27 protein-coding genes are annotated in these 23271 nt (G+C 55.9%); 1 reads left to right on the top strand and 26 read right to left on the bottom strand.

Annotation, left to right across the window (positions count from 1 at the left end; all coding sequences use genetic code 11):
* Positions 1 to 3: 3 nt before the first annotated feature.
* From ACVWXD_RS14710 to ACVWXD_RS14665, 10 genes are all read right to left on the bottom strand, one after another.
* The gene (locus ACVWXD_RS14710; protein WP_183702245.1) at positions 4 to 519 is read right to left on the bottom strand and encodes an integrating conjugative element protein; all 516 of its coding nucleotides are present in this window, start codon (positions 517 to 519) and stop codon (positions 4 to 6) included.
* Entirely contained in the window at positions 516 to 1064 is a 549-nt protein-coding gene (locus ACVWXD_RS14705) for a lytic transglycosylase (protein WP_183702242.1), read from the bottom strand. Before ACVWXD_RS14705 ends, ACVWXD_RS14710 begins: the two co-directional genes overlap by 4 nt.
* Positions 1046 to 1765: a TIGR03759 family integrating conjugative element protein gene (locus tag ACVWXD_RS14700; RefSeq protein WP_183702239.1), complete on the bottom strand. Its 720-nt coding sequence runs from the start codon at positions 1763 to 1765 to the stop codon at positions 1046 to 1048. Before ACVWXD_RS14700 ends, ACVWXD_RS14705 begins: the two co-directional genes overlap by 19 nt.
* A gap of 9 nt (positions 1766 to 1774) precedes the next feature.
* Positions 1775 to 2446 (bottom strand): chemotaxis protein, encoded by a 672-nt coding sequence (locus ACVWXD_RS14695; RefSeq protein WP_183702236.1) that lies wholly within the window; start codon positions 2444 to 2446, stop codon positions 1775 to 1777.
* A complete protein-coding gene (gene pilL2, locus ACVWXD_RS14690; protein WP_183702233.1) occupies positions 2443 to 2985 on the bottom strand; it encodes a PFGI-1 class ICE element type IV pilus protein PilL2 in 543 nt (180 codons plus the stop codon). The genes ACVWXD_RS14695 and pilL2 overlap by 4 nt, the downstream gene beginning before the upstream one ends.
* A 105-nt stretch (positions 2986 to 3090) precedes the next feature.
* Positions 3091 to 3837 (bottom strand): DUF5983 family protein, encoded by a 747-nt coding sequence (locus tag ACVWXD_RS14685; RefSeq protein WP_183702230.1) that lies wholly within the window; start codon positions 3835 to 3837, stop codon positions 3091 to 3093.
* A 52-nt stretch (positions 3838 to 3889) separates the two neighbouring features.
* The gene (radC, locus tag ACVWXD_RS14680) at positions 3890 to 4384 is read right to left on the bottom strand and encodes a RadC family protein (protein ID WP_183702227.1); all 495 of its coding nucleotides are present in this window, start codon (positions 4382 to 4384) and stop codon (positions 3890 to 3892) included.
* 101 nt (positions 4385 to 4485) lie between these two features.
* The gene (locus ACVWXD_RS14675) at positions 4486 to 4743 is read right to left on the bottom strand and encodes a hypothetical protein (protein ID WP_457371141.1); all 258 of its coding nucleotides are present in this window, start codon (positions 4741 to 4743) and stop codon (positions 4486 to 4488) included.
* A 71-nt stretch (positions 4744 to 4814) separates the two neighbouring features.
* On the bottom strand, positions 4815 to 5396 hold the full coding sequence (locus ACVWXD_RS14670) for an STY4534 family ICE replication protein (protein WP_183702225.1): 582 nt from the start codon (positions 5394 to 5396) through the stop codon (positions 4815 to 4817).
* A gap of 907 nt (positions 5397 to 6303) precedes the next feature.
* A complete protein-coding gene (locus ACVWXD_RS14665; protein ID WP_003235829.1) occupies positions 6304 to 6645 on the bottom strand; it encodes a helix-turn-helix domain-containing protein in 342 nt (113 codons plus the stop codon).
* A gap of 208 nt (positions 6646 to 6853) precedes the next feature.
* Between ACVWXD_RS14665 and ACVWXD_RS14660 the strand changes: the two genes are divergently transcribed.
* The gene (locus tag ACVWXD_RS14660) at positions 6854 to 7111 is read left to right on the top strand and encodes a hypothetical protein (RefSeq protein WP_060550355.1); all 258 of its coding nucleotides are present in this window, start codon (positions 6854 to 6856) and stop codon (positions 7109 to 7111) included.
* Between the two features lie 30 nt (positions 7112 to 7141).
* Here ACVWXD_RS14660 and ACVWXD_RS14655 read toward each other — a convergent pair whose 3' ends face one another.
* From ACVWXD_RS14655 to ACVWXD_RS14580, 16 genes are all read right to left on the bottom strand, one after another.
* On the bottom strand, positions 7142 to 9121 hold the full coding sequence (locus ACVWXD_RS14655; protein WP_183702222.1) for a DNA topoisomerase III: 1980 nt from the start codon (positions 9119 to 9121) through the stop codon (positions 7142 to 7144).
* Positions 9122 to 9347: 226 nt separating this feature from the next.
* Entirely contained in the window at positions 9348 to 9803 is a 456-nt protein-coding gene (locus tag ACVWXD_RS14650; protein ID WP_183702219.1) for a single-stranded DNA-binding protein, read from the bottom strand.
* Positions 9800 to 10318: a DUF3158 family protein gene (locus tag ACVWXD_RS14645; protein ID WP_053136400.1), complete on the bottom strand. Its 519-nt coding sequence runs from the start codon at positions 10316 to 10318 to the stop codon at positions 9800 to 9802. Before ACVWXD_RS14645 ends, ACVWXD_RS14650 begins: the two co-directional genes overlap by 4 nt.
* The gene (locus tag ACVWXD_RS14640) at positions 10315 to 11070 is read right to left on the bottom strand and encodes a PFL_4669 family integrating conjugative element protein (RefSeq protein ID WP_053136396.1); all 756 of its coding nucleotides are present in this window, start codon (positions 11068 to 11070) and stop codon (positions 10315 to 10317) included. The genes ACVWXD_RS14645 and ACVWXD_RS14640 overlap by 4 nt, the downstream gene beginning before the upstream one ends.
* Before the next feature lie 221 nt (positions 11071 to 11291).
* Positions 11292 to 12479: an STY4528 family pathogenicity island replication protein gene (locus tag ACVWXD_RS14635; RefSeq protein ID WP_183702216.1), complete on the bottom strand. Its 1188-nt coding sequence runs from the start codon at positions 12477 to 12479 to the stop codon at positions 11292 to 11294.
* Positions 12476 to 13024: a DUF2857 domain-containing protein gene (locus tag ACVWXD_RS14630; RefSeq protein WP_017530160.1), complete on the bottom strand. Its 549-nt coding sequence runs from the start codon at positions 13022 to 13024 to the stop codon at positions 12476 to 12478. Before ACVWXD_RS14630 ends, ACVWXD_RS14635 begins: the two co-directional genes overlap by 4 nt.
* Positions 13021 to 14607 (bottom strand): ParB family protein, encoded by a 1587-nt coding sequence (locus tag ACVWXD_RS14625; protein WP_183702213.1) that lies wholly within the window; start codon positions 14605 to 14607, stop codon positions 13021 to 13023. The genes ACVWXD_RS14630 and ACVWXD_RS14625 overlap by 4 nt, the downstream gene beginning before the upstream one ends.
* A 14-nt stretch (positions 14608 to 14621) precedes the next feature.
* On the bottom strand, positions 14622 to 14831 hold the full coding sequence (locus tag ACVWXD_RS14620; RefSeq protein WP_442116705.1) for a hypothetical protein: 210 nt from the start codon (positions 14829 to 14831) through the stop codon (positions 14622 to 14624).
* Positions 14832 to 14915: 84 nt separating this feature from the next.
* The gene (locus tag ACVWXD_RS14615; RefSeq protein ID WP_183702210.1) at positions 14916 to 15761 is read right to left on the bottom strand and encodes a ParA family protein; all 846 of its coding nucleotides are present in this window, start codon (positions 15759 to 15761) and stop codon (positions 14916 to 14918) included.
* A 5-nt stretch (positions 15762 to 15766) separates the two neighbouring features.
* Positions 15767 to 15991, bottom strand: coding sequence for an AlpA family transcriptional regulator (locus ACVWXD_RS14610; protein ID WP_183702207.1), 225 nt, complete (start codon positions 15989 to 15991; stop codon positions 15767 to 15769).
* A gap of 115 nt (positions 15992 to 16106) precedes the next feature.
* On the bottom strand, positions 16107 to 16856 hold the full coding sequence (locus ACVWXD_RS14605) for a hypothetical protein (RefSeq protein WP_183702204.1): 750 nt from the start codon (positions 16854 to 16856) through the stop codon (positions 16107 to 16109).
* A 195-nt stretch (positions 16857 to 17051) separates the two neighbouring features.
* Entirely contained in the window at positions 17052 to 17903 is an 852-nt protein-coding gene (locus ACVWXD_RS14600; RefSeq protein ID WP_183702200.1) for a 3-hydroxybutyryl-CoA dehydrogenase, read from the bottom strand.
* Between the two features lie 10 nt (positions 17904 to 17913).
* On the bottom strand, positions 17914 to 19095 hold the full coding sequence (locus ACVWXD_RS14595; protein WP_183702197.1) for an acetyl-CoA C-acyltransferase family protein: 1182 nt from the start codon (positions 19093 to 19095) through the stop codon (positions 17914 to 17916).
* 73 nt (positions 19096 to 19168) lie between these two features.
* Entirely contained in the window at positions 19169 to 20365 is a 1197-nt protein-coding gene (locus ACVWXD_RS14590; protein ID WP_183702194.1) for an acetyl-CoA C-acetyltransferase, read from the bottom strand.
* Positions 20366 to 20392: 27 nt separating this feature from the next.
* Positions 20393 to 21643: an acetyl-CoA hydrolase/transferase family protein gene (locus tag ACVWXD_RS14585; protein WP_183702191.1), complete on the bottom strand. Its 1251-nt coding sequence runs from the start codon at positions 21641 to 21643 to the stop codon at positions 20393 to 20395.
* Positions 21644 to 21768: 125 nt separating this feature from the next.
* The gene (locus tag ACVWXD_RS14580; RefSeq protein ID WP_183702188.1) at positions 21769 to 22965 is read right to left on the bottom strand and encodes an amidohydrolase family protein; all 1197 of its coding nucleotides are present in this window, start codon (positions 22963 to 22965) and stop codon (positions 21769 to 21771) included.
* Between the last annotated feature and the right edge of the window lie 306 nt (positions 22966 to 23271).

Genomic DNA, 23271 nt, shown 5'->3' with positions numbered 1-23271 from the left:
GACTCATTGTTCCAATGAGGTGGCGGTGATCAAGACGGGGTAGTGCTCGATCTTCAAGCGGGTGGCGATGTCGTTACCGTTGACCGGCAGGATGGTGATCCCCTGGGCGGCGGCTCGAATCCGGGCCAGGGCTTCAGTATCGGCCACTTCAACGGCGAGGCCTGCTGCACCTATTGCCCGCAGTTCAGCCGCACGTTGATGCAGCCAAGCCAATGATTGGGGATCCTCACCGACTAGAAAAAATGGCTGCAAGCCTGGCATGTTCAGGACGCGAGACGTGATCTGGCCTGGGCTCAAATAAGAGCTGCGCACGGGTAGTATCCAAGACTCATCAGCCAATGCAGATAGGTCCGCACGTATGGCCCGAGCTGGCTGGATCTTGTCGTTGATCGGAGGCTTGGAAACTTGAAAATGGGTACGGGTGAGGCCGCCAAACTGGTCCTCTGCAACGGATTGTTCCGAATGGGAGCAAGCAGTCAAGAGCAGGGAGAAGTAACAAGCAATAGGAATTCGTTTCATGGTGGTGTGCCCTGTTCAGCAGAAGCCTGCAGTCGCGCGAGTTGCCGGGAGAATCCATCGCGGTAGCGCGCGGCGGGTAAACCTCCCGCAGGGCGGTGATAACGCCCAGCGGCTGAAACCCAGTCACCGGTGACGGCGTGATGCTCTTGCAGCAGGGCGGCAGTCACAGCCAGATTGCGGTAGGGTTCGAGAGCTTCGCAGGGACTGGAAAAACGTTGTCCGTGATAACCCAGGTTGGTTTGCCCAAGTCCGACGTCGACCCGTTTAGCGTCATATTGTGTGAGCGCCTTGAGCAAGGCGTGACATGCGGCCTGGCGAGTGGCGAAACGGTAGGGTGTTCCGGCGATATTCAGGGTCCAAGGCCACGGCAGCAGTCGACCACGGACGCGAATACCGCTCTCCTGTAAGGCAATCGCGAACAACACCGTAGAAGGGATGTTGGCGTCATGCGCCGCCAGTTGATAAGCCGGAGGGGGAAGTTCGTTAGCCCGAACCGCGTGCACCGTCAGCAGAAGGGCAATAGCAATCAATCGAGACGTTGCCATTGTCCATTCACCTGTTGAAATGCGGCGGGCAATGGCCCCGGAGCCCCCAGGCTGAACCAGCGACCATGGTCATGGTTCAGGGTGATCTGCCGGCGTTGAACCTTAGCCGGATCGATGTCCGCTTGCCGAGCCCAACTGCGGACGCGTTCATCCTTGCCCTGGCTGCCCACCAGGTAGATATCGAACGCCGTATCACTGCTTTGCAGACGCTGCGCTTCGGCGGTGCATGCCGGGCAGTGGTCCTCGACAAATAGAGACTGGCGCGGCACGACCGATGAGCTGACAGGGGACGGGGATGCCATGCCCTGGATCGGCAGCAGCCCGGGAAACAGCTTGGTCCAGGCCGCGGTGTAAGCGTTTTGGTAGGCCAATTCACGCTCGGCACGTTTGGCTTCCAGTGCTACCTGTAATTCGGCATAGCGCTGGCGTTCTTGGTCGGTCTGGGCCTCAACCCCGAGGGCGGTCAACGGATCGAGGTTCGGGCTCCAGAAACCGCGTGGGCCGGCTTGGATCTGTTCGAAGTGTGTCCACTCCTGCTCCGTGAGCCCCCAGCTTGCGGCCTGTTCAGAGTGCGAGCGTCCCAGCGGAGTGGATTTTGTGTCCTGGATCCGTGACCGTGTCGTGGCAGGGGTGCCCATCGCAGTGCCTATGGCCAGTAGCGACGCGAGACAAACGACGGGGAGTAGTGGCACTCTGTTCATGATCGCTTCTCAAGGGAGTTGCACGGTCTGATCTGGCTGAGCGGCCACCGAGAAGATGGCTGAGTGCGGCTCAAGCACTTTCAGGTGCCAGGCTCCGAACCGCTCGCCGGCATGCAGCAGCCGAACATCTATGAGAGAGCTACTGTCATGAGGTGCGACTGCCAAAAAGCGCTCACCCCCGCGGGACTCGACACCCAACACTGAGAACGGTGGCGATAGCGGGACGGGTTTTGGGCGAGCCGTCTTTTTCGGCTTGTTCGCGGAAGAGGTTGGCGGTAGGAGGGGTGGCTGAGTCTTGAGCTCAAGGAGCTGCTGTTCGACGTGCTCAAAGCGTCCGCTTAGAGCTATCAGGTCTTTCACGGTGGCGCGGTCTGCCAGACCGTCGCGCATCTCCTGTATCTCTTGCGCCCACTGATCCAGCATCGGATCGAGGGTATTGGCCTGTTGTTCACCGGTATCGACCATCTGCTTCAGGTCTTTCAGCGCGTACTGCATTTTCTCCTGTGCGTCCTTGAGCGCGCTTAAATCACGTTGCAAGGTGTCCAAATTTTTTAGGCGCTGGGTGTTCGTACTCTGTAGCTCTGCCATGCGCTGATACTGGTTAAACAAACCGCCGCTCAGCCCGGCGACTGCCAGGCAAAGTAAGCCAATAATGATGGTTTGAAACGTCGAGGCTTTCATGGACGTGCCTCCGCCTGATGGGACGAGTCTGGTGTAGCCCGCACGATGCCGACATCAGCTTTCTGCTGTTCGAAGCAGACCGAACGGCTGACCTCATCGGTCGTGAGTTGCCAGGCGGAGCCCGCCAGTACCTGTAGTGCGCTGCGTAACGCAATCGGGCCGAGCCGGTAATGGGCAGCAGGCAGAGGCCGAGTGAAAAGTGTCTTTACTAGTTCGGTGGTAGGGCAGAGCGAATAACCCGAGCGCTGCAGCACGTAGTGCATCGCCTCCTGTACCGAGGGATTAAGGTTGGACGGTATGTTCACATCAATGATTTGAGCGAGAAGATCACGTTGCTCCGTGGTGGGCTCTGTGCTCACCAGCGTATAGCGACCATAACGGATCTCCGCCGGATGGCTTGCTTCGGCCGGGCTCCTTGATAATTGGGTCCGATTGGAACCACTGTCGATCTTTGGATTAGTCGGCAATGGGGTGGGGATTTGCGCGCTGCAGGCACTCAAAAGACCCAGCAGGCAGACAGGCGTAAAAAAACGCTCCATGAAAAAACCTCGTGTCAGATTCAGTGCAGAACCTGACATGAGGTGAAGGAGCGATTCATTTAGAAAGTCGATTCAAGGAGGGTCGTGTTAACGCTGAACGCGTTGCTATTCATCGAAAATGGCGAGCCCATTCAAGACAGCAGCGTCGGGATCGAAGATCAACAATCGCACATCCGCCAATGCCGCCAAATACAGTACGTTGACCAAGGCTGCCGGCGTACCGGCATCGAGTTGTTCTTGCCTCAGCGATGAGTAAGAACAGCCCTCGATTTTTACCAGGTTATCGTCGGTCCAGGGCGTGCAGATCAGCTTACACCCGAAGCCATTGCAGTCCGTCAGGACAAAGGGTTCAAACAGCAGACCGGCTGGTCTGGAGTCGAAATTGCCAGCCCGGCGCTCCAAGTAGCGCAATGCTTCTTCAGTGAGGTGTGCGGTACTGATCTCCCAAGCTCGGCTGTAGTGTCCAGTCTCGAAGCTCAATTGATGGACCACGGACTTGGCTTCCTTCAAGGAGTCAAAGTCCGCGACGTGGCACTGCTCGTTGAACACTTCGCCTATTACGGCATAGACCACCTGGTGCACCAGTCCGTTGGACGGGCAGCAACCATCCAATTCATTCAGAATGGATTGACCTTCGCTGATCAAGGCGAAATCATCATTGAAGATGCAGGGGACCAGTTGCAACGTATCGTCGGGCAGATGCGCCTGGGAGTCGTGCATAGGCCGAAAGCAGGGAGGACAACCCTCCTCGTAGGCGATCATTAACAGCCGTTCGAAATAAAGTTTGTCGTAGCCGCGAGTAAATGGATTTGAGGCGATCAGCAGGGCGGGGGCTTGGTGTGTGGGGTTCATGACCGTGCTCCAGAATGAAAATGAATAAGGCGCCCGTAGGCGCCTGTGAGAGTTAAAGCCAGCCGTATTCGGCAAGGGAGAGCGGGCGACCTTCACCCACGATGAAGTGATCCAGTACGCACACGTCGATCAAGGCCAATGCCTCTTTCAACCGAGCGGTCAAGACACGATCCGCCTGGCTGGGTTCCGTACAGCCTGAGGGGTGGTTGTGAACAAAAATGGCGGCCGCAGCGTTATGCGCGAGGGAACGCTTAACGACTTGGCGGGGGTAAACGCTGGCGCCATCAATGCTGCCGTGAAAGAGGATTTCGAACGCCAGCACCCGGTGCTGGGCGTCAAAAAAAATCGCACCAAAGACTTCATGGTCTTGGTGCGCAAGACGCAGTTTTAGGTAAGCCGCTACGGTGTCGGGCGACGTCAGGATAGGCCCGCGGGAGAAAAACCGACGATCCAGAATATGCAGCGCTTCGTCGATCAGATGGTTTTCTTGGATAATGCGATCAGCCTCGAAATCCGAGGTCTCAATCAGTGTGAGTGGGGTGCTCATGGCGCTACCTCCGAAGGGAATAATCAGGGGGTACACGCCCGAGGGGAGTGGTATCCCCAGGGTGGATGTGGAGTTGCAGGCGTTTGCAGGTGATGTAGGGTTTACAGCCGAGTGTATCGGTGGCGTTGACCGTGCATAGGTGAACCACAACTGTCGCAAGGCAACGGAGAAAAGGCTGTTATGCCCCAGCCGGTTTCGGGATCGAAGTCGGCACTGATGGGCATTAGGCGAACCAGCCCACGATGTATCGCGGCAATGCGTTGTTCGGTCTTATCAGGCGAGTAATACAGCGATAACGTGCTGTAGTCCTCGTAAGCCGCACCGAACAGGCAGTCGTCGCAAAGCCAGAAGCATTCCATATTGGTTCTCCTGTGCTAGTTGAAGAAAAGGCGCTCGATTGAGCGCCTTGATGTAAAACATCATGCATTGTTCAGGCGGACTGAACAGCACGTGTGGCGACACGGCGGGCCTTGCGGGGAGTGGTTGGAGATTCAGGTTCAATCCTGGCCTCTGTAGGGTTGTCGGTATCCTCCGCTTCGGCATCAGCCGACGTTGGAGAGGGTTCATTGATCGGCGCTGGCTCAGCAGGTGCTGTTGCTTCCTGCCTGGCGGGCGCTTTGTATTCGAACTTGCCATTGACCTTGATCCAGTCGATGAACAGCAAACGACCTTTCAAGCTGGCGCCAGGTTGGCCTTGTTTATCGCCTTTCTCATAGAGAAATGGGTCGATCCACAGGTCACCAATACGGAACGACAGCAAGACCTTTTTCTGGGCCTTGACGGCGTCCATATAGAGACGAATCAAACGGTCAGCTTCGCCACCAGCGACTTTGCAATCAAAGCGGGTGTACTCCACTGCATCGGAGGCACCATGCAAGGCTGCGATATCGCAGGCCATGAATGGCTGACCGCGGCGGACCTGTACTTCACGAACACGGTTGAGGTAGCCGATACCGGCGGTGTGCAGGTTGAAGTAAGAGGTCGCTTCTTGGGATTGGTTGGCGTAGGCCATGGTTGTTCTCCTGTTTCAAGGGAAAACGGCGACGCACAGCCCCTGACGGGAAAGTGAGCCCCCGTCAGGGTGGGTGAGGTGAAGTCGAGCGATGAACGACTCGTCACCGGCAAGCCGATGACCATCAGAATGATGCTTCTGGGGTAATAGCTGTGCAGCAGAGGGACGTCTGCGGTGGTAATCCGCAGGCATGGAGTAGTCGGCATTCATCACCGCTTAAGCGGTAACCGCGCGAGCTTCCGAACGCTGATCGCACTTGGGTAAACCACCACGAACGTGGCGTAGCCTTGAAGGTTTTGGCTACCTGGGCTGTCAACGACAGCGAACCACGCCCTTTGTATAAGCCTGTCACAGGGGAGCGTCAAGACGCTACAACCCGATTTTTTTAGGCCGGAATACGTTGGTAGTCACTGGAATTAAGAAAATGAAAAAAAAGAAGAGTGGGCCTAGCGGTGTGCCAGGCGAGGAAGAGAAAAACCACCTTTGACGGTCCAACGCAGTCGACAAGCTCCTCGCAAAACTTGGTTGAACTGCGCAATGATTCGCCAACCGACCCTTGTCGTGGCCTGGGTCGGAATATGCTGGCACGCATCCGCGCACAAAGGGTGCCCTGTGTTTCCCCGGTGGGCTCCGGGACTGAATACGATCGCCGAAGCGGATGACCGCTATTGTCGGGTAGAGGCAACAGTGGTCATCCGCCACCACAATCAGGTCGAGCACAAAACGGGAACGAGATCCCGCAGAAGAGGAGGCTCCGAACTCGAAGAGTTTGACCGAACTGCCCGGAGCTAATCGGTCTTGGGTCGCCGTTGGCGATTATCCGAAGTTACTACAGCAGAGAGGTCAACACGACGTCAAGCCTGCAGGTTCCCTTCATAAAACGCTACGTTTAGCACGATAAAAGAGGTCACTTACTGCCGAGATGTGCGGCTAATTGTTCGACGGTTGCCAAGATAAAGGCACGGTCGCTTTCTTTCAGTCCACTCAGCAGGCCGGCGATCATCTGACCCTGGTCATTGGGGCGATTACTCGATGCCGTCAGGAGTTCATCCATCCGGCAATCGAAAATATCAGCCAGTTGCATCAGCTTGACCACTGAAAGCTCCACTACACCCCGTTCCAGGCGCGATATAGCTTCGCTACCGATCCCTAAACGTTCAGCCACCTCTTCCTGGGTCAGATTACGCTCGCTGCGGTGCTTCGCGATCATGCGCCCGATTTGGGCTTGGGTTGGATGTTTATGTGCCAAGTGATGAGTTCTCCAGTTCAACCCGAATGGTTGAGCAAAGACCCGTTGACATGAACATCCTTAAGGGTTGAGTATCGACTCATTGGGTTGTTATAGTGACTGAAACAGCTGAGTATCGCGACGTGGTTTCTGTCCCTTCAGGGATCAGAGTCAAGATTGGTTAGTAAGAGCGACGGTCTGAAAGGACCATGTTGAGGGATGGTTGAACATGGAAGATGAGAGAAAGGACGTCATGGATGTGATTTGGGATCGAACACTGGAGCTGTTCATCAAGATTCATGATTGCCCGGATAACCCCGAACACTTCGAACGCCTTGTTCTTTGGCTCAACGAAGATCCTGCCCACCTAAAAGCCTTCAACGAACTGGGGCAGATATGGATTTCGACAGGTATCGCTTTGGCCCGTGAAGTCGGACAACCTTTGATCGATTTGGAGCGGGATCAGGCGCCACTGATGATGCACTGAGCTGTGTACCAACCCAACGTCATGTTGATCTCAACCGAACTGTCGTGGGCGGCGCGTCTCTTTTCTGAACTGCGTAGTACCCTTGCAGTTCGGATACTGCGAGCATGACCAGAACGGCCCAGATTTGCCCTTCCGCTTGATCATTGAGGCATTGCAAATGGGGCAGGCCGGGCCGGCTTCGACCGGTATCGACAAGTTGAGCGCTCCATAGTGTTCGACCAGCTTAACAATCCAGTTCGCCTGCTTTGCGACGAACGCCTCCAAGGACAGGCGTCCCGCTTCGATTTCGTCAAGCGCCTGCTCCCAGATCGCGGTCATGCCAGGATCCGCAACTGCAGCGGGTACCGCCTCGATCAGCGTATGGGCCGCCGCCGTAGCTATTAACGCGCGTTTTTTCTTCAGCAAGTAACCGCGATCAATCAACCCCTTGATGATGCCAGCTCGTGTGGCTTCGGTGCCGATACCGGTGGTGTCGCGAAGTTTCTGTTTAAGGCGTGGGTCGTTGACAAGCTTGGCGACGTTTTTCATCGCCTTGATCAGATCACCCTCGGTGAGAGGTTTAGGAGCGGCAGTTCGCATGGATTTGAGTTCGACATCGTCCACTGCGCACTGCGTGCCCTGTTGCAAGATGGGTAAGACTTGGGATTTTTGACTGGGCTCATCCTCCTCGGTGTTTTCGGCGAGCGAGCTTTTCCAGCCCTGGACCAAGATAAGTTTGCCCACAGCGGTCAATCGTTCTTCGCCACACGTTAGTTCGACCTGGGTCCGATCAAACTCATGATGAGGAAGAAACTGCGCTAGGTAGTGGCTACGGATCAGTTCGTAGACATGGCGTTCTTGTTCGGACATCCGCACCAGGTTTGCCGGTTCGGTGGTGGGGATGATGCCGTGGTGCGCAGTGACCTTGGCATTGTTCCATGCGCGGGAGCGCAATGATTGATCGAGGTCCTCGAATGCAGGTCTGAGTGCAGGATCCGTTTTGAGCAGGGCGTCGAGTACGGCGGGAGCCTCGTTGAACATATTCTCTGGCAAATAGCGGCAATCGCTGCGCGGGTAGGTGGTGGCTTTGTGGGCTTCATACAGGGCTTGGGCGATGTTCAGGGTTTCCTGGACGCCGAGCCCCAGCTTACGCGAGCAGACTTCCTGCAACGTGCTTAGGTCGAAGGGTAGGGGCGGCGGTTCTCGGAAATGCTCAGTATGTAACGAGAGTACCGTGGCGGACTTCTCGTCGGTGATCGTTTGGACTGCGTGATGGGCAAGCGCCTGTTGTAGGCAACGCTCCGACTCGTCCCGTCCTGAGCATGGTGGTAACCACGACGCGATGAACCGCTGGCCCATCGAGGATAGGTTTACCTCAACGTTCCAGTAGGGCACCGGGACGAAGCCGGCAATCGCACGATCCCGATCGACCACCAGACGTAAGGTGGGTGTCTGGACGCGCCCCACTGACAAAACGCCGTCGTAGCCTGCCCGCCGACCAAGAAGGGTAAACAAACGACTGAGGTTCATGCCGATGAGCCAGTCGGCACGGCTGCGGGCGAGGGCCGAGTGATAGAGCGGGAAGGTCTCCTGACCAGACTTCAGCGAGGTCAGTGCCCTGCGAATCGATGCTTCGTTGAGTGCGGACAGCCAGAGGCGCTGAACAGTGCCTTGGTACCGGCAGAGCTCCAATAATTCGCGGGCAATCATCTCACCTTCGCGGTCGGCGTCGGTTGCGATGACAACGGTGGTGGCTTCGCTGAGCAGGCGTTTGATGATTTTGAACTGCGCGGCAGTCTTGGGTTTGACCTGCACTTGCCACTGCGCCGGAATGATCGGTAGATGGTCCAACGACCAGTTCTTGTATTGAGTGCCGTAGGCTTCAGGCGGGGCCATTTCCAGTAGGTGGCCGATACACCATGTGACAGTTGTCTCGGGGCCGATCAGGCAACCATCGCCACGCTGGATGGCTCCGAGAACCTTGGCGATGTCACGACCCTGGGAAGGTTTTTCGCAGAGGAAGAGGCGCATATAACTACTCCGGATTGAGTTCGGAGCAGCGTTGTTCGAAGTAGCAGGGGCGAGATATGAGAAACCCGAATTGCAGGTTCCTCATATTAGTCGGTGAGGGCGGCTTTGAGTTGGCTGAAGCTGCTATCTTTGGAGCGTTTGTAAATGGGTGGGGGACTTCATGAGCAGCGAGCAATGACAGGCCTGGAACTTCGCGCAGAGGCGCAATTTTTATGCCTGAAGTCGTTCAGGCCTTAGGTGATTGCCCTCTGTGTTTCTTGGGTTTCGACGTCGACGAGTTGGCCTGCTCAGTATTTTGAGCGGCCGTCGGTTCACTGGAGCGTTCCCGCATCACCACGCTGTGCACCCGGTGAGGCAGGATGCCGACTCGACGGGCCTCGATCTTGAAGGTCACCCGCGCATTGTCTTCGCTGTCCTCCCACTCATCGCGCACCGTACGACCTTCGACCAGTACGCGCATGCCTTTCTGGTACAGCGTGCTCCAGTGTTCAGCCTCACGGTGCCAGAGCTCAACCGGCGCCCAATAGCCGCCCCGATCCTCATAGCTGCCCTCGCGTGGGATGGGGTTGTCGAAGTACACATTCAGCCGTAGCAAACGCCGTGGCTCGTCATTGCCTGAGGCGAACTCCTGGAACTCTGGCGCACTGCCGATATTGCCTTCGCCGACGAAAAAAGTACTCATCGTGTTTTCTCCACTGCGGGTGTGAACTGGCGCAGCAACTGTTCGGCACTGGCCATTTTGATCGCGCAGGTCGTAGCCTGGCGGTAGAGCGAATGCACCACACTCATCTGAAGGTTTAGTGCGATACGCGCGCATTCGAAACGGTGCAATTCCTTTCGTACGATCTGCGGCAATGCTTTGTTGGAGATCTGACGTTCCCAAACCGCCACACCCATGCGAGAAAAATCACGGGTGCGCCAACGCAAAAAGGTGCTGCCCGCGCTGGTCTTCTGCAGCACCAATCGTATCTTCAATAGCGAGTACGGCGGCTGCCCGGCCTGCTGCACGACAGCCTCCATCAGGCGACATAACTGCGCCTCGATTTCCCTCGCCACCTGCGCCAGGTGCTCCAACTCCCCCTTACCCTTAAAAGGTTTTAAAAGGCCTTTTAGGGAGGCTGCGTGTTCGAGCTGCCGATAGGCATCCGGTGTCAACGCTTCGAAGGGCATTGGTTGAATCGGGGTCATGGGATTCACGCGTCAGCCTCCGGCTCATTCACGGTCACAGACGGACCATCCACGTCCTCTGCCAACGCGTCAGCGTCATCCACTGCTACAGCACCACGGCGAATGATCGGCGGCGCAAACTGAGAACGGCGATGACCCTCAAGGATGTCCATCGGGGGCAATCCATACTTCTCCACGGCCGCCAGTGCGCGAGCATTATTTGCGGCCATATCATCGCGTGTAACGCCAGCATGTCTATAACGTTGCGCCTGGCCGAACAAGCTGCGTAACAGGTGGGCTCCGTCGTCGATCCACGCTTCCATGTCTCTTCGGCCGATCAAGGCGGTGTGATGGGCCAATAGGGTATGGCGTACCAGAGTGTCGTAATCGGTCAGCAGGTAGACGGCTAGAAAACCCAGCTGACTACCGATGTACAATGGCAAAGTAACGGGGTGGATGTTGAGGTTGTCCCCCATGTCGATCTGTGTCGGCAGGTCCTGTCTTATTCGGTCTAACTGTTGAGTCAGTTCCAGCATTCCAGCCTTTGCCTGCATCAATTTTTCTTCGAGCTGCACGATGGCCCAATCTGCATAGGGATCGTCCTGAGCCGCAGTTTGTTTGATCAGGTTGGTGACACTGATGTAACCGGCCATACCCATGATCGAGTGGACGCCTTCGCGTGCGGCTCGACCTTGCCAGATACGGGCTGCATGGTGGGTATGCAGGGTCAGGGTGATGCTGCTGCGCAATGAACCCAGATTGAGTTGATAGTGATCGGCCATGGTGTTGTCCTCGCATTGGCTTGGACGGAACGTTGCGACAGATGAGGGTCAAGGAAAGCCAAAAAGCTGAATGCGGTCTATTCGGTTTGGTGAGAGAGGGCAAATGCCTGACGTCTACGTTTATTGGAACTACGCCCAGGCGTTTCCCTAAACGCTCCATGGTTCGGTCCGATATTTTCGTAGATTGGAACTCTATGGATTTGATGCCACTGGCATCAAATCTACTGACGTCCACTGCCTCCACACAGTTGGCGCAGCTCATTTAGGCACGCTTGGGCGAGGGCTGATGCAGGTTCGCCCTTTTTTCGAGATGGCCGCGAGGGGGCGGTTGGGGGCGGTTCTGTGATGGGTGATGATTCGGCCTGACTTGCCCAAGGACGAAAGTCGCCCTTCAGCGCACGTTGGGCCAAGCCCATCAGATAGGCAGCTGGCTTGCGTATACCACCGGCCGCACAGCGTGCCCCCGCTTCGTTAAGCACCGCCTGCTGATCCGCTGGGTTGAGCTTGTTCAGCGCCACGGCGATGGCCTGACGTTCGCTTGGGTTCAGGCGCAGCGAAGTGGGCCAGTGCAGGTTATCCACAGTAGAGGTCGCGCGCGGTACCGTACATTTACTTTCTTTTAATACAGTACAGGCAGCGTTCGGATTCCGAACGGTGCTGGAAACGTTAGGGTTCGAGCCTGATTCGGAATCCGAACGAGGGCCTGCACGATTCCGAACGTGGTGATCTTCCCCACGTTCGGAATCGTGGAATGCATCACCGGGTGGCTGATCCAAGCCTTGCTGCGCCCACTGTTCGCCCCAACTGTCCAGCCGCGTCGGTAACCGACCCTGATCGATATTCGTGTCCTGTCGGACCTCCTCCACAATGTGCTGAGCGACAATACGCACGGCCTTTGTCGCATGACCGAGGGCATGTCCGACCAGTTCTAGGTAGTCCTGATCGAGCTCCATGGCTTCGGCGGGGGTTAACGGCTCATCGTGCAGAACGTACAAAGAACCTTGTAGCTGCCCGCTGATTTGATCGCGACCGCGGCTAACCAAACTGAGCCAACGAGTGAGCCTGAGCATCGTCAACACTCGTGCAATGGTTTCACGCGAGGCTGACGCACCGTAGGGCACGCTCGAGAGGTAAGGCTGCAAATCCTCATAGCGTGGCGTAGCCACGCCCTGGCCTTGCAGCATGAGCCGAAATACCTGCCAAGCATTTCGCTCCAATGGCGTCAGCCGATTATCCAACAGCAGCCGACGTGGCACGACTTCGTGTGATTGGCCACTAAACAGAAAGCCAGCCTGTAGAGCCTGGTTGGAGGGCTGTTCAGTGGTAGGGCGTGCTGGCCAGCGCTCATGCAGCTGCTGTGTGCATTGCTGCAGGACACGTTGCCAGCGACTGGCAGGAACAGCATTCATGTTTTGTTGCTGTACTGGTCGATTTGCTGCCAAACGATAGTCAAGCTGATCTGCTGTTCTTCAGCAAGCATCATCATGGCGTCGAGTTTATCCTCGGTGCCGTCCTCTGTTCGTATTTGGCACCAACGTTGCCACAACGCATGCTCCTGCGCTTCGCTTAAATGTTGGGGGCGGCCTTTACGAGTTTCTATCTTGAGTAGACGCCGACGCATGGCTGTTTCCGAATGCGCCAAGCCAAAACACTGGTACATAATGGTGCTGCTGGCGCCGAGTTTGAGCGCTCGGTTGATCAACCGTTCGTTCTGTTCGTCGCGTTCAGCTTGTTCAATCAAACGATGCAGCACTGGCGAGTCAATCTTGACCTCAAGCCAAGGGACTGTGGCATGGGCCAGGCGCGATAACGTGGTCGGTGGTAAGGATTGCAGCACGAAGATGTCATCCTCACTCAGTCCAAGTGCCTTGCAGCGTTGCAGGTTGCCCAGACGTAGTTCGTGCAGTACTTGGGTTAGCATGGCTTGATTGAGCATATTGAAGGACAGGTTCATCTCGGCTCCTTCGGTGAGTTGTCTTCAGCGGTGAGCGTTAAGTCGATTAGACGCCGGGCCAGGCGGATCAGGCGAAACAGTTTGATTAACAGACTGTCAGGCAGTCGCTCCAGACCCACGTCCGTGACCGGTCGATCTGGTAAAGGGAGTTGATAGACCCCCAGCAACAGCTGCCCGAACAGTGCGGAGGGTATTTGCTTGCGGTCCTCCCAGTTCACCTTGTCTTGAGCCCGCAACAGGGCCAGGAGCATTAGATGCACGCCGGTCGAGCGAGGCGCTGAAAGATTGAGTCGCTCAATGTCCAACGCGAAGCCCAATCCAAGCTTTTGATCAATGATGCACTCGGCATCTCCGGCATAGGCCGCCATTTCCCGAGCCAGTCCTGCAATGCTTAAACGCAGTTGTTCGGGCGTATCCAGCGTTGGTGCGATGGTCCAGAGGTCGTCGATTGTGCAGGTTTCGAATGAAGGCTCCGCTTCGGGAATGATCTCGCGATTGATTTGCTCACGAATCTGTTGAACGCGTGGTAGAGGGCTGACCGCAGGTGAAGCATTTGTTTCGGGTGCTCTGAGCAGTTCTTCTGGATTTGGCTCTACCTTGCTCTTGGCATCAGTTGATTCGGGTTTAGTGTCGGGAGAGGGCAACTCTGCCGCAGTTTCATGCACGCTTGGTCGATGGCTGCTTTCTGAGGGCGTGGTGGTGACAGCCCCAGGCGTGGAGACGACCCGTTGGGTATCGCTCAGCTCCAGGGCCAGCATACGGTAGGACTGTCCGAGCAAGTGGCTCATGCGTTCGAGCAATTCGTCCTGGATCTGCTCAAGATCAAAGGATTCAGGATCACCATCGAAGTAGCCCATGGTCTCCAGCCAGAACTCTGCAAACGCGACTGTGGCGGTTGGATAGCGGTTCCAGGTTCGCTCAGCCTGACTACGTAGACCGATCAGACGTTCTATCTGAGGCTTACCCAAGCCGGCATACAGAGTTTGTGGAATGGCGGGTAATAAGTGTTCGAGGGTGTCCAGCATCCGGCTGATATGCGACTGCGAAACCGGATAGCCTCCAGCGGCAAGACGTCGAGCCAGCTCCCGTTGTGAGAGCTCTGGGCCATCCGACTCCAGCATGGTTTTGAGTTTGGCTACCGCCAGAGCCCGTTCGATAAACGTGAGTTGGCCGTGCAGATCGCTCTCCGCCAAATGGCCGAGTAGGGCGTTGGTTTCATTGCTCCAAGGTCGGAACAGGCAGTGAATTCGAAAGAAACGCTCGTCGCGAGTTTCCTGCCACAGCTCGCCGAGAATCGCCAAGCGCGTATTACCGCCGTTGCGGATGATGAAAGAGGTTTCACCCGGGCGGCGGGTAATCGGTGGCGGTTGATCTAGCCCGCGTTCACGGATCGAGGCTTTGATATCTTCATACAGCGGATTACGGATGAAGCGGGGATTGTGTTCGTAGGGGCGTAACTGTTCCAGAGTGACCAGCATGGGAGTGTCGATGACTGGATCGGAGAGTCGCTCCAGTCCAGGACCTTGAGTGAAGTGGTCCTGGTGCAGCTTATCGGTGACTTCCTCCTGACTGAGTTTCTTCATCGGAACCGCCTCGGTTAACGCCGGCTAAGCAAATGGTCACCGACCTCGAACTTCACGATTTCGGCAGTCCCTGAACCTTCGAAATGTTGGGAGAGTTCTGCGAGGAACCAAACCATGGCCGAGCGCCCTCCTTGCAAACGAAAAACCACGGTGCAGTACTCCTCGCAAGCCGCGTCGCGTGGCCGAATGGAAGGCTGAACAACGATAGGAAACTGATCCAACATTAGAAAACTCCTTACCAAGCCCTGCTGGGCTCAAGGCTGATCAAACAAAAATAAATTGGTGAAATGCTGATTGGGCGATTTGTTTCATTGAGGCTCCGCACACCTCATTACCGATGAGATCGCTTCGCGCCATTCAGGGAATAATTCGATGGCCAGCGCTTGCATGATTTCTAACGCACATTGCGAGCGTCGGCGTTTACTCGACGGGCACTTATCTATTCGATGGACCGGTAAGCCGAGGGATGCGGCATTGATATATGCCACCCGGTCCGGGATCACGGTGTCTAGCACCGAGATATTGGTAGCTTCTGCGAAAGTCTCGCGCAGGCTTCGGATGATCATCCGGGTGTCCACTCGATTGACGTTCACCTGGTTCAGTAAGAGCCGTAAGGGCGGCGGGTCGATGCCTAGGTGGCGAAACGGTTCGAGCTCACTCAGTAGCTTCAAGGTGCCACGGCGCATTTCGCGGGCAGCGAGCATTTCTGGCGTGATGGGAGAGAGGGCGAGATCGGAGGCCAGGATTGCCATTTCCAGCAGTACACTGCGTGCTCCCTGAGTATCGATCAAAAGCAGGTCATAATTGAGACACAACTCGTTGACCAGATTGTGCAGGCGTAGTCGTCCATCAGGGGCATGCAGCAACAACGTGCTCAGTCGACCTTGATCGTCGTTGGAGAAAATCAGGTCGAGACCGACGACTGCAGTCCTAGAAATTATTCGTTCAGGTATTGTTAGATTGAGTGCAATTAGCTCGTACGCACCTGCCTGAGCTTTCTGGCTCAATGAATAATAACTGGAGAGGGTGGGTTGGCTATCCAGATCCAAGAGCAGAACACGCAGACCAGCATCGGCCAACAGGCCACCGAGGTTCGCCGCTACTGTAGTTTTGCCTACCCCACCCTTGGTGGAAACCACCGAGACCACGTGCATCACCCTCACTCCTGTCGCGAAAGGCGTTCTGCAATCCAGTGTTCGATTTCCAGAGAGTCCCAGCCGACTGCGCGCAGCCCGATACGCTTCGCCCGCGGAAACTTTCCTTCCCTCATCAGGTTGTAAATGTGCGCACGTTTGAAGCCGGTTTTTTGCTCCACCTCATCACGTCGCATGATGTGGCGTTGGGGTTGAGGTGCTTCAACTGCGGGTGCCGATGGGCTGGACATGCTAGTCACTCCTGGCGCCAGTTGGCGCGTGGTGGGAAGTGACATGGATTGAATCGCACCAGGGCGGATGAGTCATTGCATTGCAATCAACCCTATTGCAACGCAATTGGCTCGATTAGGTATTTTTTTTGAGGCTACGATTGGCCACGGCAAACTTTTCATCCAGCGTGCGCTTGCTGAGGCCGGGCACATCTTTGTGACGAGCGACAATGGCATCAACGATGGCTGCTTGATTCGTGAATACCGAAAGAGGTTTTCCGGCGGGCGAATGGTCCAAGAGGAGACTGACCAATGCCCCAATGATGTTGTGATAGGTCAGTTCGCTGCGCTCGCTGAGTTGGCCATTCGTTTTGGCCAAGGCTTTCAGATCATCTCTTTCAAGTCCAATCGACTGGAGCTCTCCCAAGATTTCTTGAATGTGTTGCTGTTGCGCTTTGAACGCCCTCGATAGCTCGTCTCGATCTGCTTTCAAGGAGAGAAAAGTTCCTAGACTGACCTTTGCAGGCGCATCTTCACCAGATTCGAATAAAAAACTGGGCTTGTGGTCGGGGTAATGAATCTCCATCCAACGGCGTAAGTCCGAATGGCGGATGGTCAGCTGATAGGGCTCTACATAGCTTCCCAAAGGAACAGAAATGCCGAGGCAGCCATACGGCAGCTCACCATTGCGTATGGCGTCTAAAATTCTTTCGACAGCGATGTGAAGATTGGGCCATTGGGGAAAGAGGGTTGCAAGGTTCTCAGGACGAGACCAATCCGCCCGGATAATTTGGGCTTCGTAGCGAGTGAGATTGCACCAGCGCAATGCCGCGTCTATAGGGCGATAGAAGCTTTTGCTATGAGGATTGAAAACATCAATAGTCATAACGCGGCGGACCTCCATTCCTAATGGATAGACCTCTCACCGATTATCTGTAAATTTAAACTAGCTAATCACGCTAGTTGTTCCCCCGTCGAACAATTCGGTGAGGTCATTCCATTTCCAGTTAAACGAGTTTTTACCCGATTTTAAAGCTCATTTCTCCGATCACTCTGGATCCTTATTGAAGAGTATTTGTATTCATTGATAGATGTAGAAACCACGCCCACTTTTACGACCTAGATAACCTGCGGCAACCATTTCCTTGAGTAACTGCGGCGGCCGATATTTAGGGTCGTCGAAGCCTTGGTGGAAACTTTCCATGATTGCCAGCATGGTATCCAGACCTATCAGGTCGGCAAGAGCCAGTGGACCGATAGGATGGTTACAGCCCAATTGCATACCCGTATCGATGTCCTTGGCACAGGCCAATCCTTCCTGCAAGACGAAGATCGCTTCGTTAATCATCGGGCACAGGATGCGATTGACGACAAAGCCTGGACTGTTGCGCACCATCACTGCACTTTTGCCAATGTGCTCAGCGAGTTTGATTGCCAGGGCATGGGTTACATCCGAGGTTTGTATACCGCGGATGACTTCAACCAATGCCATCAGGGGAACTGGATTAAAAAAGTGCAGGCCTATAAAGCGGCTCGGCTGGGTAACGACTGCCGCCAATTCGGTAATCGACAGCGAAGATGTGTTGGTTGCGATAATGCATTGATCACTCACGACGCTATCAATCTGTTTGAGAATGCGCTTCTTCAGTTCCAGATTCTCAGTGGCCGCCTCAATCACCAGATCGGCAGCGCTCAGTACGGCATAGTCGGTGCCTGGTGATATTCGGGCGAGGGCATCCTGTTTGTCTTTGGGACTAATGCTTTCCTTGCGAACCTGACGCTCCAGGTTTGCAGTGAGAGTCGCCACGCCTTTTTCCAGCGCCTCGTCGCTGACATCAACCAGAGCGACATTGATGCCTGCCAGCGCACAGATTTGCGCGATTGCGTTACCCATCGTGCCCGCGCCAATCACTGCGATATGTTGAATGCTCACGAATATTTCCTCATACACGCTCAAAAATAGCAGCGATACCTTGGCCGCCGCCGATACACATGGTGACTAAGGCATAACGACCGCCAATACGATGCAGCTCATGAATGGCTTTGGTGGCAATGATCGCTCCGGTTGCCCCTACCGGATGGCCAAGGGAAATCCCCGAACCATTCGGGTTGACCTTCACCGGGTCCAACTGCAGTTCCTGATTCACCGCGCACGCTTGGGCTGCGAACGCAATGTTGGCTTCGATAACGTCTAGATCTGCAATCGTCAGGCCGGCACGCTTCAATGCCAGGCGTGTGGCCGGAATAGGTCCTAACCCCATCAGCTCGGGCTCTACACCCGCATGGGCGTAGGTAACCAGGCGGGCGAGGGGACGCAGATTATTAGCCCGTACCGCTGCGCCGGTGGCCATTACCAGTCCTGCGGCGCCATCGTTAAGTCCTGAGGCGTTACCAGCAGTGACCGAACCGTCCTTCTTGAACGCCGGCTTCATTTGCGCCAGTTGTTCTGTAGAGGTGAGCCGAGGGTATTCGTCGACGTCGAACACTTGCGTGCCTTTTCGAGTACGTATTTCAACGGCAGCGATTTGCTCGATGAACCGACCGTTCTCGATGGCGCGAAACGCACGCGTCTGATCTTCCATGGCCAACGCATCTTGCATTTCGCGACTGATGTTATTGCGTACCGCGATGTTCTCGGCAGTGATGCCCATGTGGATGCCATGGAAGGGGTCATGCAGGATGCCGAGCATGTAGTCGACAGCCTGGATGTTGCCCATTCGTGCGCCCCAGCGAGCGGCGGGCAAGAGGTAGGGGCCTCTGCTCATGGACTCGACCCCGGCGCCGATGGCGATTTCGGCGTCACCCAGTAAGAGAGTGTGTGCCGCCGAGATGATGGCTTGCAGTCCTGAACCGCATAAACGGTTAACGTTAAACGCGGGTGTTTCTTTCGGGATGCCGGCGTTCATCGCGGCCACTCTGGAAATGTAAGCATCCTGTGGTTCGGTGGGAATAACATTGCCCATCACCACATGGTCGACCTGCGCCGGATCGACGCCGCTTCGTTGCAAGGCTGCCTTAACGGCGATGGTGGCTAAATCCGCCATCGGCACGTCTTTGAGTGATCCGCCAAAAGAACCAATGGCGGTCCGTGTAGCGCTGACGATAAATACTTCTGTGGAACTCATGCTTGATCCTTGTTCTTATGGCAACTGCTCATGGGGTCATGGCGCGGTGATGCAGTGGCATCACTCAGCAAAGTCAGGTGCGTTCAAAAATCGCCGCCAGCCCCTGACCTCCGCCGATGCACATGGTCTCCAGCCCATACCGACCTTTGCGGCGTTCCAGTTCATGGAGCAGAGTGCTGAGCATGCGCACACCGGTCGCACCGATTGGATGGCCCAGTGAAATGCCCGAGCCGTTGACGTTAAGTCGATCCGGATCATTCCAACCCCACCCCTTGAGCACCGAGAGTGCCTGGCAGGCGAACGCTTCGTTGAGCTCAATCAGATCCATTTGGTCCAGGGTCAGTCCTGTCCTGGCCATCAGCTTTTGCACGGCAGGCACCGGACCGATGCCCATCATCGCAGGATGGCAACCGCTGGCTGCCCAGCCCGCTAGAAAGCCCATCGGCTTGAGACCTAACTCTTCAAGCTTGTCTTCCGCTACGATCAAGCACGCCGCCGCCGCATCGTTTTGCTGGCTTGAATTGCCCGCGGTAACTGTTCCGTCCTTGATCAGCGGGCGTAATTTCCCCAGTGAAATCAGGCTCGAGTCAGCACGAAAGCCTTCATCTCGTTCGAACAAAATTGGCTCGCCCTTGCGTTGTGGCACGCTGATAGGCACGACCTCGTCATTGAAACGACCATCGCTCCATGCCTGGGCTGCGCGCTGATGACTGCGCAAGGCAAAAGCATCTGCTTCCTCTCGGCTGATGTGGTATTCCCGAGCGAGGTTTTCGGCCGTTTCGATCATTCCCGATATCTGGCCAAAGCGTTCCTCGGGTTGCGAGCGTTCACGTCCACGCTCGAGTCGATCATGCATCGTTACACTGCCGGCGCGTGAGCCCCAGCGCATATCGGTCGAGTAATATTCGATGTTGCTCATGCTTTCTACGCCGCCGGCCAGTACGACATCGGCGGCCCCCGTCTGAACCATCATGGCGGCAGTAATGACCGCTTGCAGGCCACCTCCGCAGCGACGATCGAGTTGCATGCCGGGGACTTCGGTGGGCAGCCCGGCCTGCAACCCAATCCAGCGTCCAATACATGGTGTTTCACTGCTGGCGTAGGACTGAGCAAAAACGATGTCCTCGATACGGGCTGGATCCAGACCTGTCCGCTCCAGTATCGCCTTGACGACATGAGCGCCCAGCACTTCGACGGACACCGGCCGCAGAGTGCCGCCAAAGGTTCCAACAGGGGTGCGTAAGGGCGCAACGATCGCGGCACGTCTCATCACTTATTCTCCAGGTAAGGCCTGCCTTTAGAGGCCGGCGGCTTGTTCCAGTTGTTCGCGAAAATCGGGGTGAGCAATGTCCAGCATCTTTGACCGGCGCTGGCTGATACTCAGGCCTCGCAGATCAGCTACGCCGTATTCGGTGACGATCAGGCCCGCGTCGCTGCGCGGGGTACTGACAGGACCGTTGATGCGCGAGACGATGCGGCTGTGGCTCCCGGAAACGGAGGGCAGCGCAATAATGGGTAAACCACCCCGGGACCGCCGTGCACCACGGAGGAAATCCAGTGCGCCGCCGACTGCGCCAATATAGGTACCGCCAGCTGTTTCAGCGTTTATCTGGCCGCTCAGGTCGACTTCGATGGCCGAATTCAGCGCCACGAAACGCTCCAGGCTGCTCAGCACCTGCAGGTCATGCGTGTAAGCCGTCGAGCGCATCTGGATGGCTGAATTGCAATGGGCGAAAAGGTTCAGGCGGTGACTGCCCATGAGCACGCCAGCAATTGTGGCGCCACGATCGACGGTTTTGTGTGCGTTGTTGATCACACCTTTTTCCATCAGGTCGACGACGCCATCACCGATTGCACCGGAATGCACACCGAGATTGCGATGGTTTCCGAGGGCGCTAAGGATCGCTTCGGGAATGACCCCTAGGCCGAACTGCAAAGTGGAACCGTCCTCGATCAAGCCAGCGACCCGATTGGCAATTGCCTGTTCGACCTGACCGGGCTTCGACGCAGAGCTTTCAAGCGGCGACCGCGAAGTCTCCACCATGCAATCAATGTCTTCTTCGTACAGATAGCGCTCACCGAAGGTCCAGGGCGCCTGCTGATTAACCTCAGCGATGATCACGCGAGCGTGCTCAAGCGCTGGCAGCAGGTATTCATGGGCCAGACTCAGGCTGTAACGGCCGTGCTGATCGGGAGGCGCAAGTTGCAGCAAAAGCACATCGATCTTTAACGAACCGTCCCGGATCATTTCGGGAAACTGCGAGTAATGACAGGGCAGGATATCCAGCACACCGGCCTTGGCCAGTGCGCGATTCGCTCCTGCGCCACAGTAGGAAAGAAAGCTGACGTAGTCGGCATGTTCGGGCCGACAGGTGTCGCTGTTGCTGATGCCGAGCATGACTCTGAACTGGCCGATTGCAGCCCGTTGCGCCATCAATGCTTGCGTCAGGGGAAGAGGCTCGGCATTCGCCTGACCCCAAAGGACGGTATCACCGGGCAGGATCCAACGGGACAGGTCGATGCGTTCGACGGAGGTATGCAGAGTCATGACGTCATTCGTTATTATGAACTGCGTTCAGAATAGCATGGTGCTGAGGACAAGTCGCAAGTGCTTTTTCAACGCCAACAAAAAAGCCCTCACACAGTGAGGGCTTTTTTGCGCGGCAGCGAATTTCAGCTCATGGCGATGAAGTTCTTGCCGTTTTCATACATGATTTTGCGTTGTTCTTCGACGCTGCAGTTGGTCAATGCCTCACCAATGAAGTCGGCCGGGGTCGGTACACCCTCGGCGTGGGGATAGTCGGAGCCGGTGATGATCCAATCGGCGCTGCCCGTTTGATCGATCAGGCTGCGAATGTTGTCTTCCGGGTAGGCGACTACACCCACGTGGCGTTTGAAGATTGCGCTTGGGCGCTCTTTCAACTGCCCTGCTGGCCATAGACCCATCTTCGCCATGCCGCGGACCTTGTCCATTTTCACTAGCATGTTTGGGACCCACTCGGCACCGTTCTCGGCCGAAAGCAGCTTGATGTTCGGGAAACGTTCGAAGAAGTTCCAGAATATGAAGTTCGAGAGGGTCTCGATCACCGGGCGTTCACTGTAGCCGTGCATCCAGACGAACGCCGACTGGCGCATCCGCGATTGCTGCATCAACTCGCCCCAGACCGCCATGTGGTGTTTGAGGTAGATGGCTTCCGAGACGTGATAGACAACACGTACATGCGCTTCATTGAGAATTGACCAGAAGCGGTCGTAGTAAGGATCGGCAGGAGAGCGACCGATTTCGTTCGGGCCCATTGGCATCAGCACCAGACGGGCGCCGTTCTTGACCACGAACTCGGCTTCTTTAATGGCCGAATCGATGTCGGCCAGGGAAATGAGCGGAGCTGAGTAGATCCGATCGGAGTGATTGAATTTCCACTCGTCGAGCATCCAGCGGTTATAGGCATGCAATACCCCGGCCGCAGGCTTGGGGTCGTTGAGGTAGCTGACCGCTGCGACCATGTTGCCGCAGTACATGAAGCAGCCTTCTACGCCAAACTCGTCCATTTTTTTCAGGCGGTCTGCGGCGTTGTACATATCTGGCGTCATGTCGACGCGCATTTCAACTTCACCATGACCGTCTTTCATTGCGCGCAACCATTCATGCAGCTTGCCAGGTGGCGGTACCTTGCCGTCGGCGGTGAAGTAACCGGCGCTGACCTCCACCTTCTTCTGACCTACATAAAGCGCGTACTCGCCGTCGGCGCCGACACGCCACTGAAAGCTCCAATCCTTTTCCAATTCCTTGGGCAGGTAACGACTCCAGGAGTCGGGTTGCTCGTAGATATGCGTATCGCCGTCGAAAATCGCGCCTGTGTACGTGGTCATCACTAATCTCCGGTTGCTTTTTTATGAACGCTGTTCACGCTTGTGTGCGTTGGGTCATTCTTATAGAAAGGTCCGGTATGTGCAAACGCAATATCGTATTTCGCACGATTGATATCATATCGATATTGATCCCACAGAAAATTTTCGCCTCAAGGGCCCATGCCTTACCCGATGTACACACAAACCAGACTGACGAGATCTGGTTTCTGTTGGAGTGGCTGGCACAATCTCAGGAAGCCCTGTAGCGCTGAAGACCGTGCGTATGTTTATATTTGTGTACGGCGTTCAATTTATTGCCTTTTGGCC

The organism is Pseudomonas sp. TE3911 (assembly GCF_054062775.1).
Note: the sequence above shows the minus strand (reverse complement) of the source record. Positions and strands in the feature narration are given on the sequence as shown.

Excerpts from the sequence above, each read along its gene's own strand:
- ACVWXD_RS14710 (WP_183702245.1), bottom strand. The coding sequence starts at position 519 with ATGAAACGAATTCCTATTGCTTGTTACTTCTCCCTGCTCTTGACTGCT.
- ACVWXD_RS14705 (WP_183702242.1), bottom strand. The coding sequence starts at position 1,064 with ATGGCAACGTCTCGATTGATTGCTATTGCCCTTCTGCTGACGGTGCAC.
- ACVWXD_RS14700 (WP_183702239.1), bottom strand. The coding sequence starts at position 1,765 with ATGAACAGAGTGCCACTACTCCCCGTCGTTTGTCTCGCGTCGCTACTG.
- ACVWXD_RS14695 (WP_183702236.1), bottom strand. The coding sequence starts at position 2,446 with ATGAAAGCCTCGACGTTTCAAACCATCATTATTGGCTTACTTTGCCTG.
- pilL2 (WP_183702233.1), bottom strand. The coding sequence starts at position 2,985 with ATGGAGCGTTTTTTTACGCCTGTCTGCCTGCTGGGTCTTTTGAGTGCC.
- ACVWXD_RS14685 (WP_183702230.1), bottom strand. The coding sequence starts at position 3,837 with ATGAACCCCACACACCAAGCCCCCGCCCTGCTGATCGCCTCAAATCCA.
- radC (WP_183702227.1), bottom strand. The coding sequence starts at position 4,384 with ATGAGCACCCCACTCACACTGATTGAGACCTCGGATTTCGAGGCTGAT.
- ACVWXD_RS14675 (WP_457371141.1), bottom strand. The coding sequence starts at position 4,743 with ATGGAATGCTTCTGGCTTTGCGACGACTGCCTGTTCGGTGCGGCTTAC.
- ACVWXD_RS14670 (WP_183702225.1), bottom strand. The coding sequence starts at position 5,396 with ATGGCCTACGCCAACCAATCCCAAGAAGCGACCTCTTACTTCAACCTG.
- ACVWXD_RS14660 (WP_060550355.1), top strand. The coding sequence starts at position 6,854 with ATGGAAGATGAGAGAAAGGACGTCATGGATGTGATTTGGGATCGAACA.
- ACVWXD_RS14655 (WP_183702222.1), bottom strand. The coding sequence starts at position 9,121 with ATGCGCCTCTTCCTCTGCGAAAAACCTTCCCAGGGTCGTGACATCGCC.
- ACVWXD_RS14650 (WP_183702219.1), bottom strand. The coding sequence starts at position 9,803 with ATGAGTACTTTTTTCGTCGGCGAAGGCAATATCGGCAGTGCGCCAGAG.
- ACVWXD_RS14640 (WP_053136396.1), bottom strand. The coding sequence starts at position 11,070 with ATGGCCGATCACTATCAACTCAATCTGGGTTCATTGCGCAGCAGCATC.
- ACVWXD_RS14635 (WP_183702216.1), bottom strand. The coding sequence starts at position 12,479 with ATGAATGCTGTTCCTGCCAGTCGCTGGCAACGTGTCCTGCAGCAATGC.
- ACVWXD_RS14630 (WP_017530160.1), bottom strand. The coding sequence starts at position 13,024 with ATGAACCTGTCCTTCAATATGCTCAATCAAGCCATGCTAACCCAAGTA.
- ACVWXD_RS14625 (WP_183702213.1), bottom strand. The coding sequence starts at position 14,607 with ATGAAGAAACTCAGTCAGGAGGAAGTCACCGATAAGCTGCACCAGGAC.
- ACVWXD_RS14620 (WP_442116705.1), bottom strand. The coding sequence starts at position 14,831 with ATGTTGGATCAGTTTCCTATCGTTGTTCAGCCTTCCATTCGGCCACGC.
- ACVWXD_RS14615 (WP_183702210.1), bottom strand. The coding sequence starts at position 15,761 with ATGCACGTGGTCTCGGTGGTTTCCACCAAGGGTGGGGTAGGCAAAACT.
- ACVWXD_RS14610 (WP_183702207.1), bottom strand. The coding sequence starts at position 15,991 with ATGTCCAGCCCATCGGCACCCGCAGTTGAAGCACCTCAACCCCAACGC.
- ACVWXD_RS14605 (WP_183702204.1), bottom strand. The coding sequence starts at position 16,856 with ATGACTATTGATGTTTTCAATCCTCATAGCAAAAGCTTCTATCGCCCT.
- ACVWXD_RS14595 (WP_183702197.1), bottom strand. The coding sequence starts at position 19,095 with ATGAGTTCCACAGAAGTATTTATCGTCAGCGCTACACGGACCGCCATT.
- ACVWXD_RS14590 (WP_183702194.1), bottom strand. The coding sequence starts at position 20,365 with ATGAGACGTGCCGCGATCGTTGCGCCCTTACGCACCCCTGTTGGAACC.
- ACVWXD_RS14585 (WP_183702191.1), bottom strand. The coding sequence starts at position 21,643 with ATGACTCTGCATACCTCCGTCGAACGCATCGACCTGTCCCGTTGGATC.
- ACVWXD_RS14580 (WP_183702188.1), bottom strand. The coding sequence starts at position 22,965 with ATGACCACGTACACAGGCGCGATTTTCGACGGCGATACGCATATCTAC.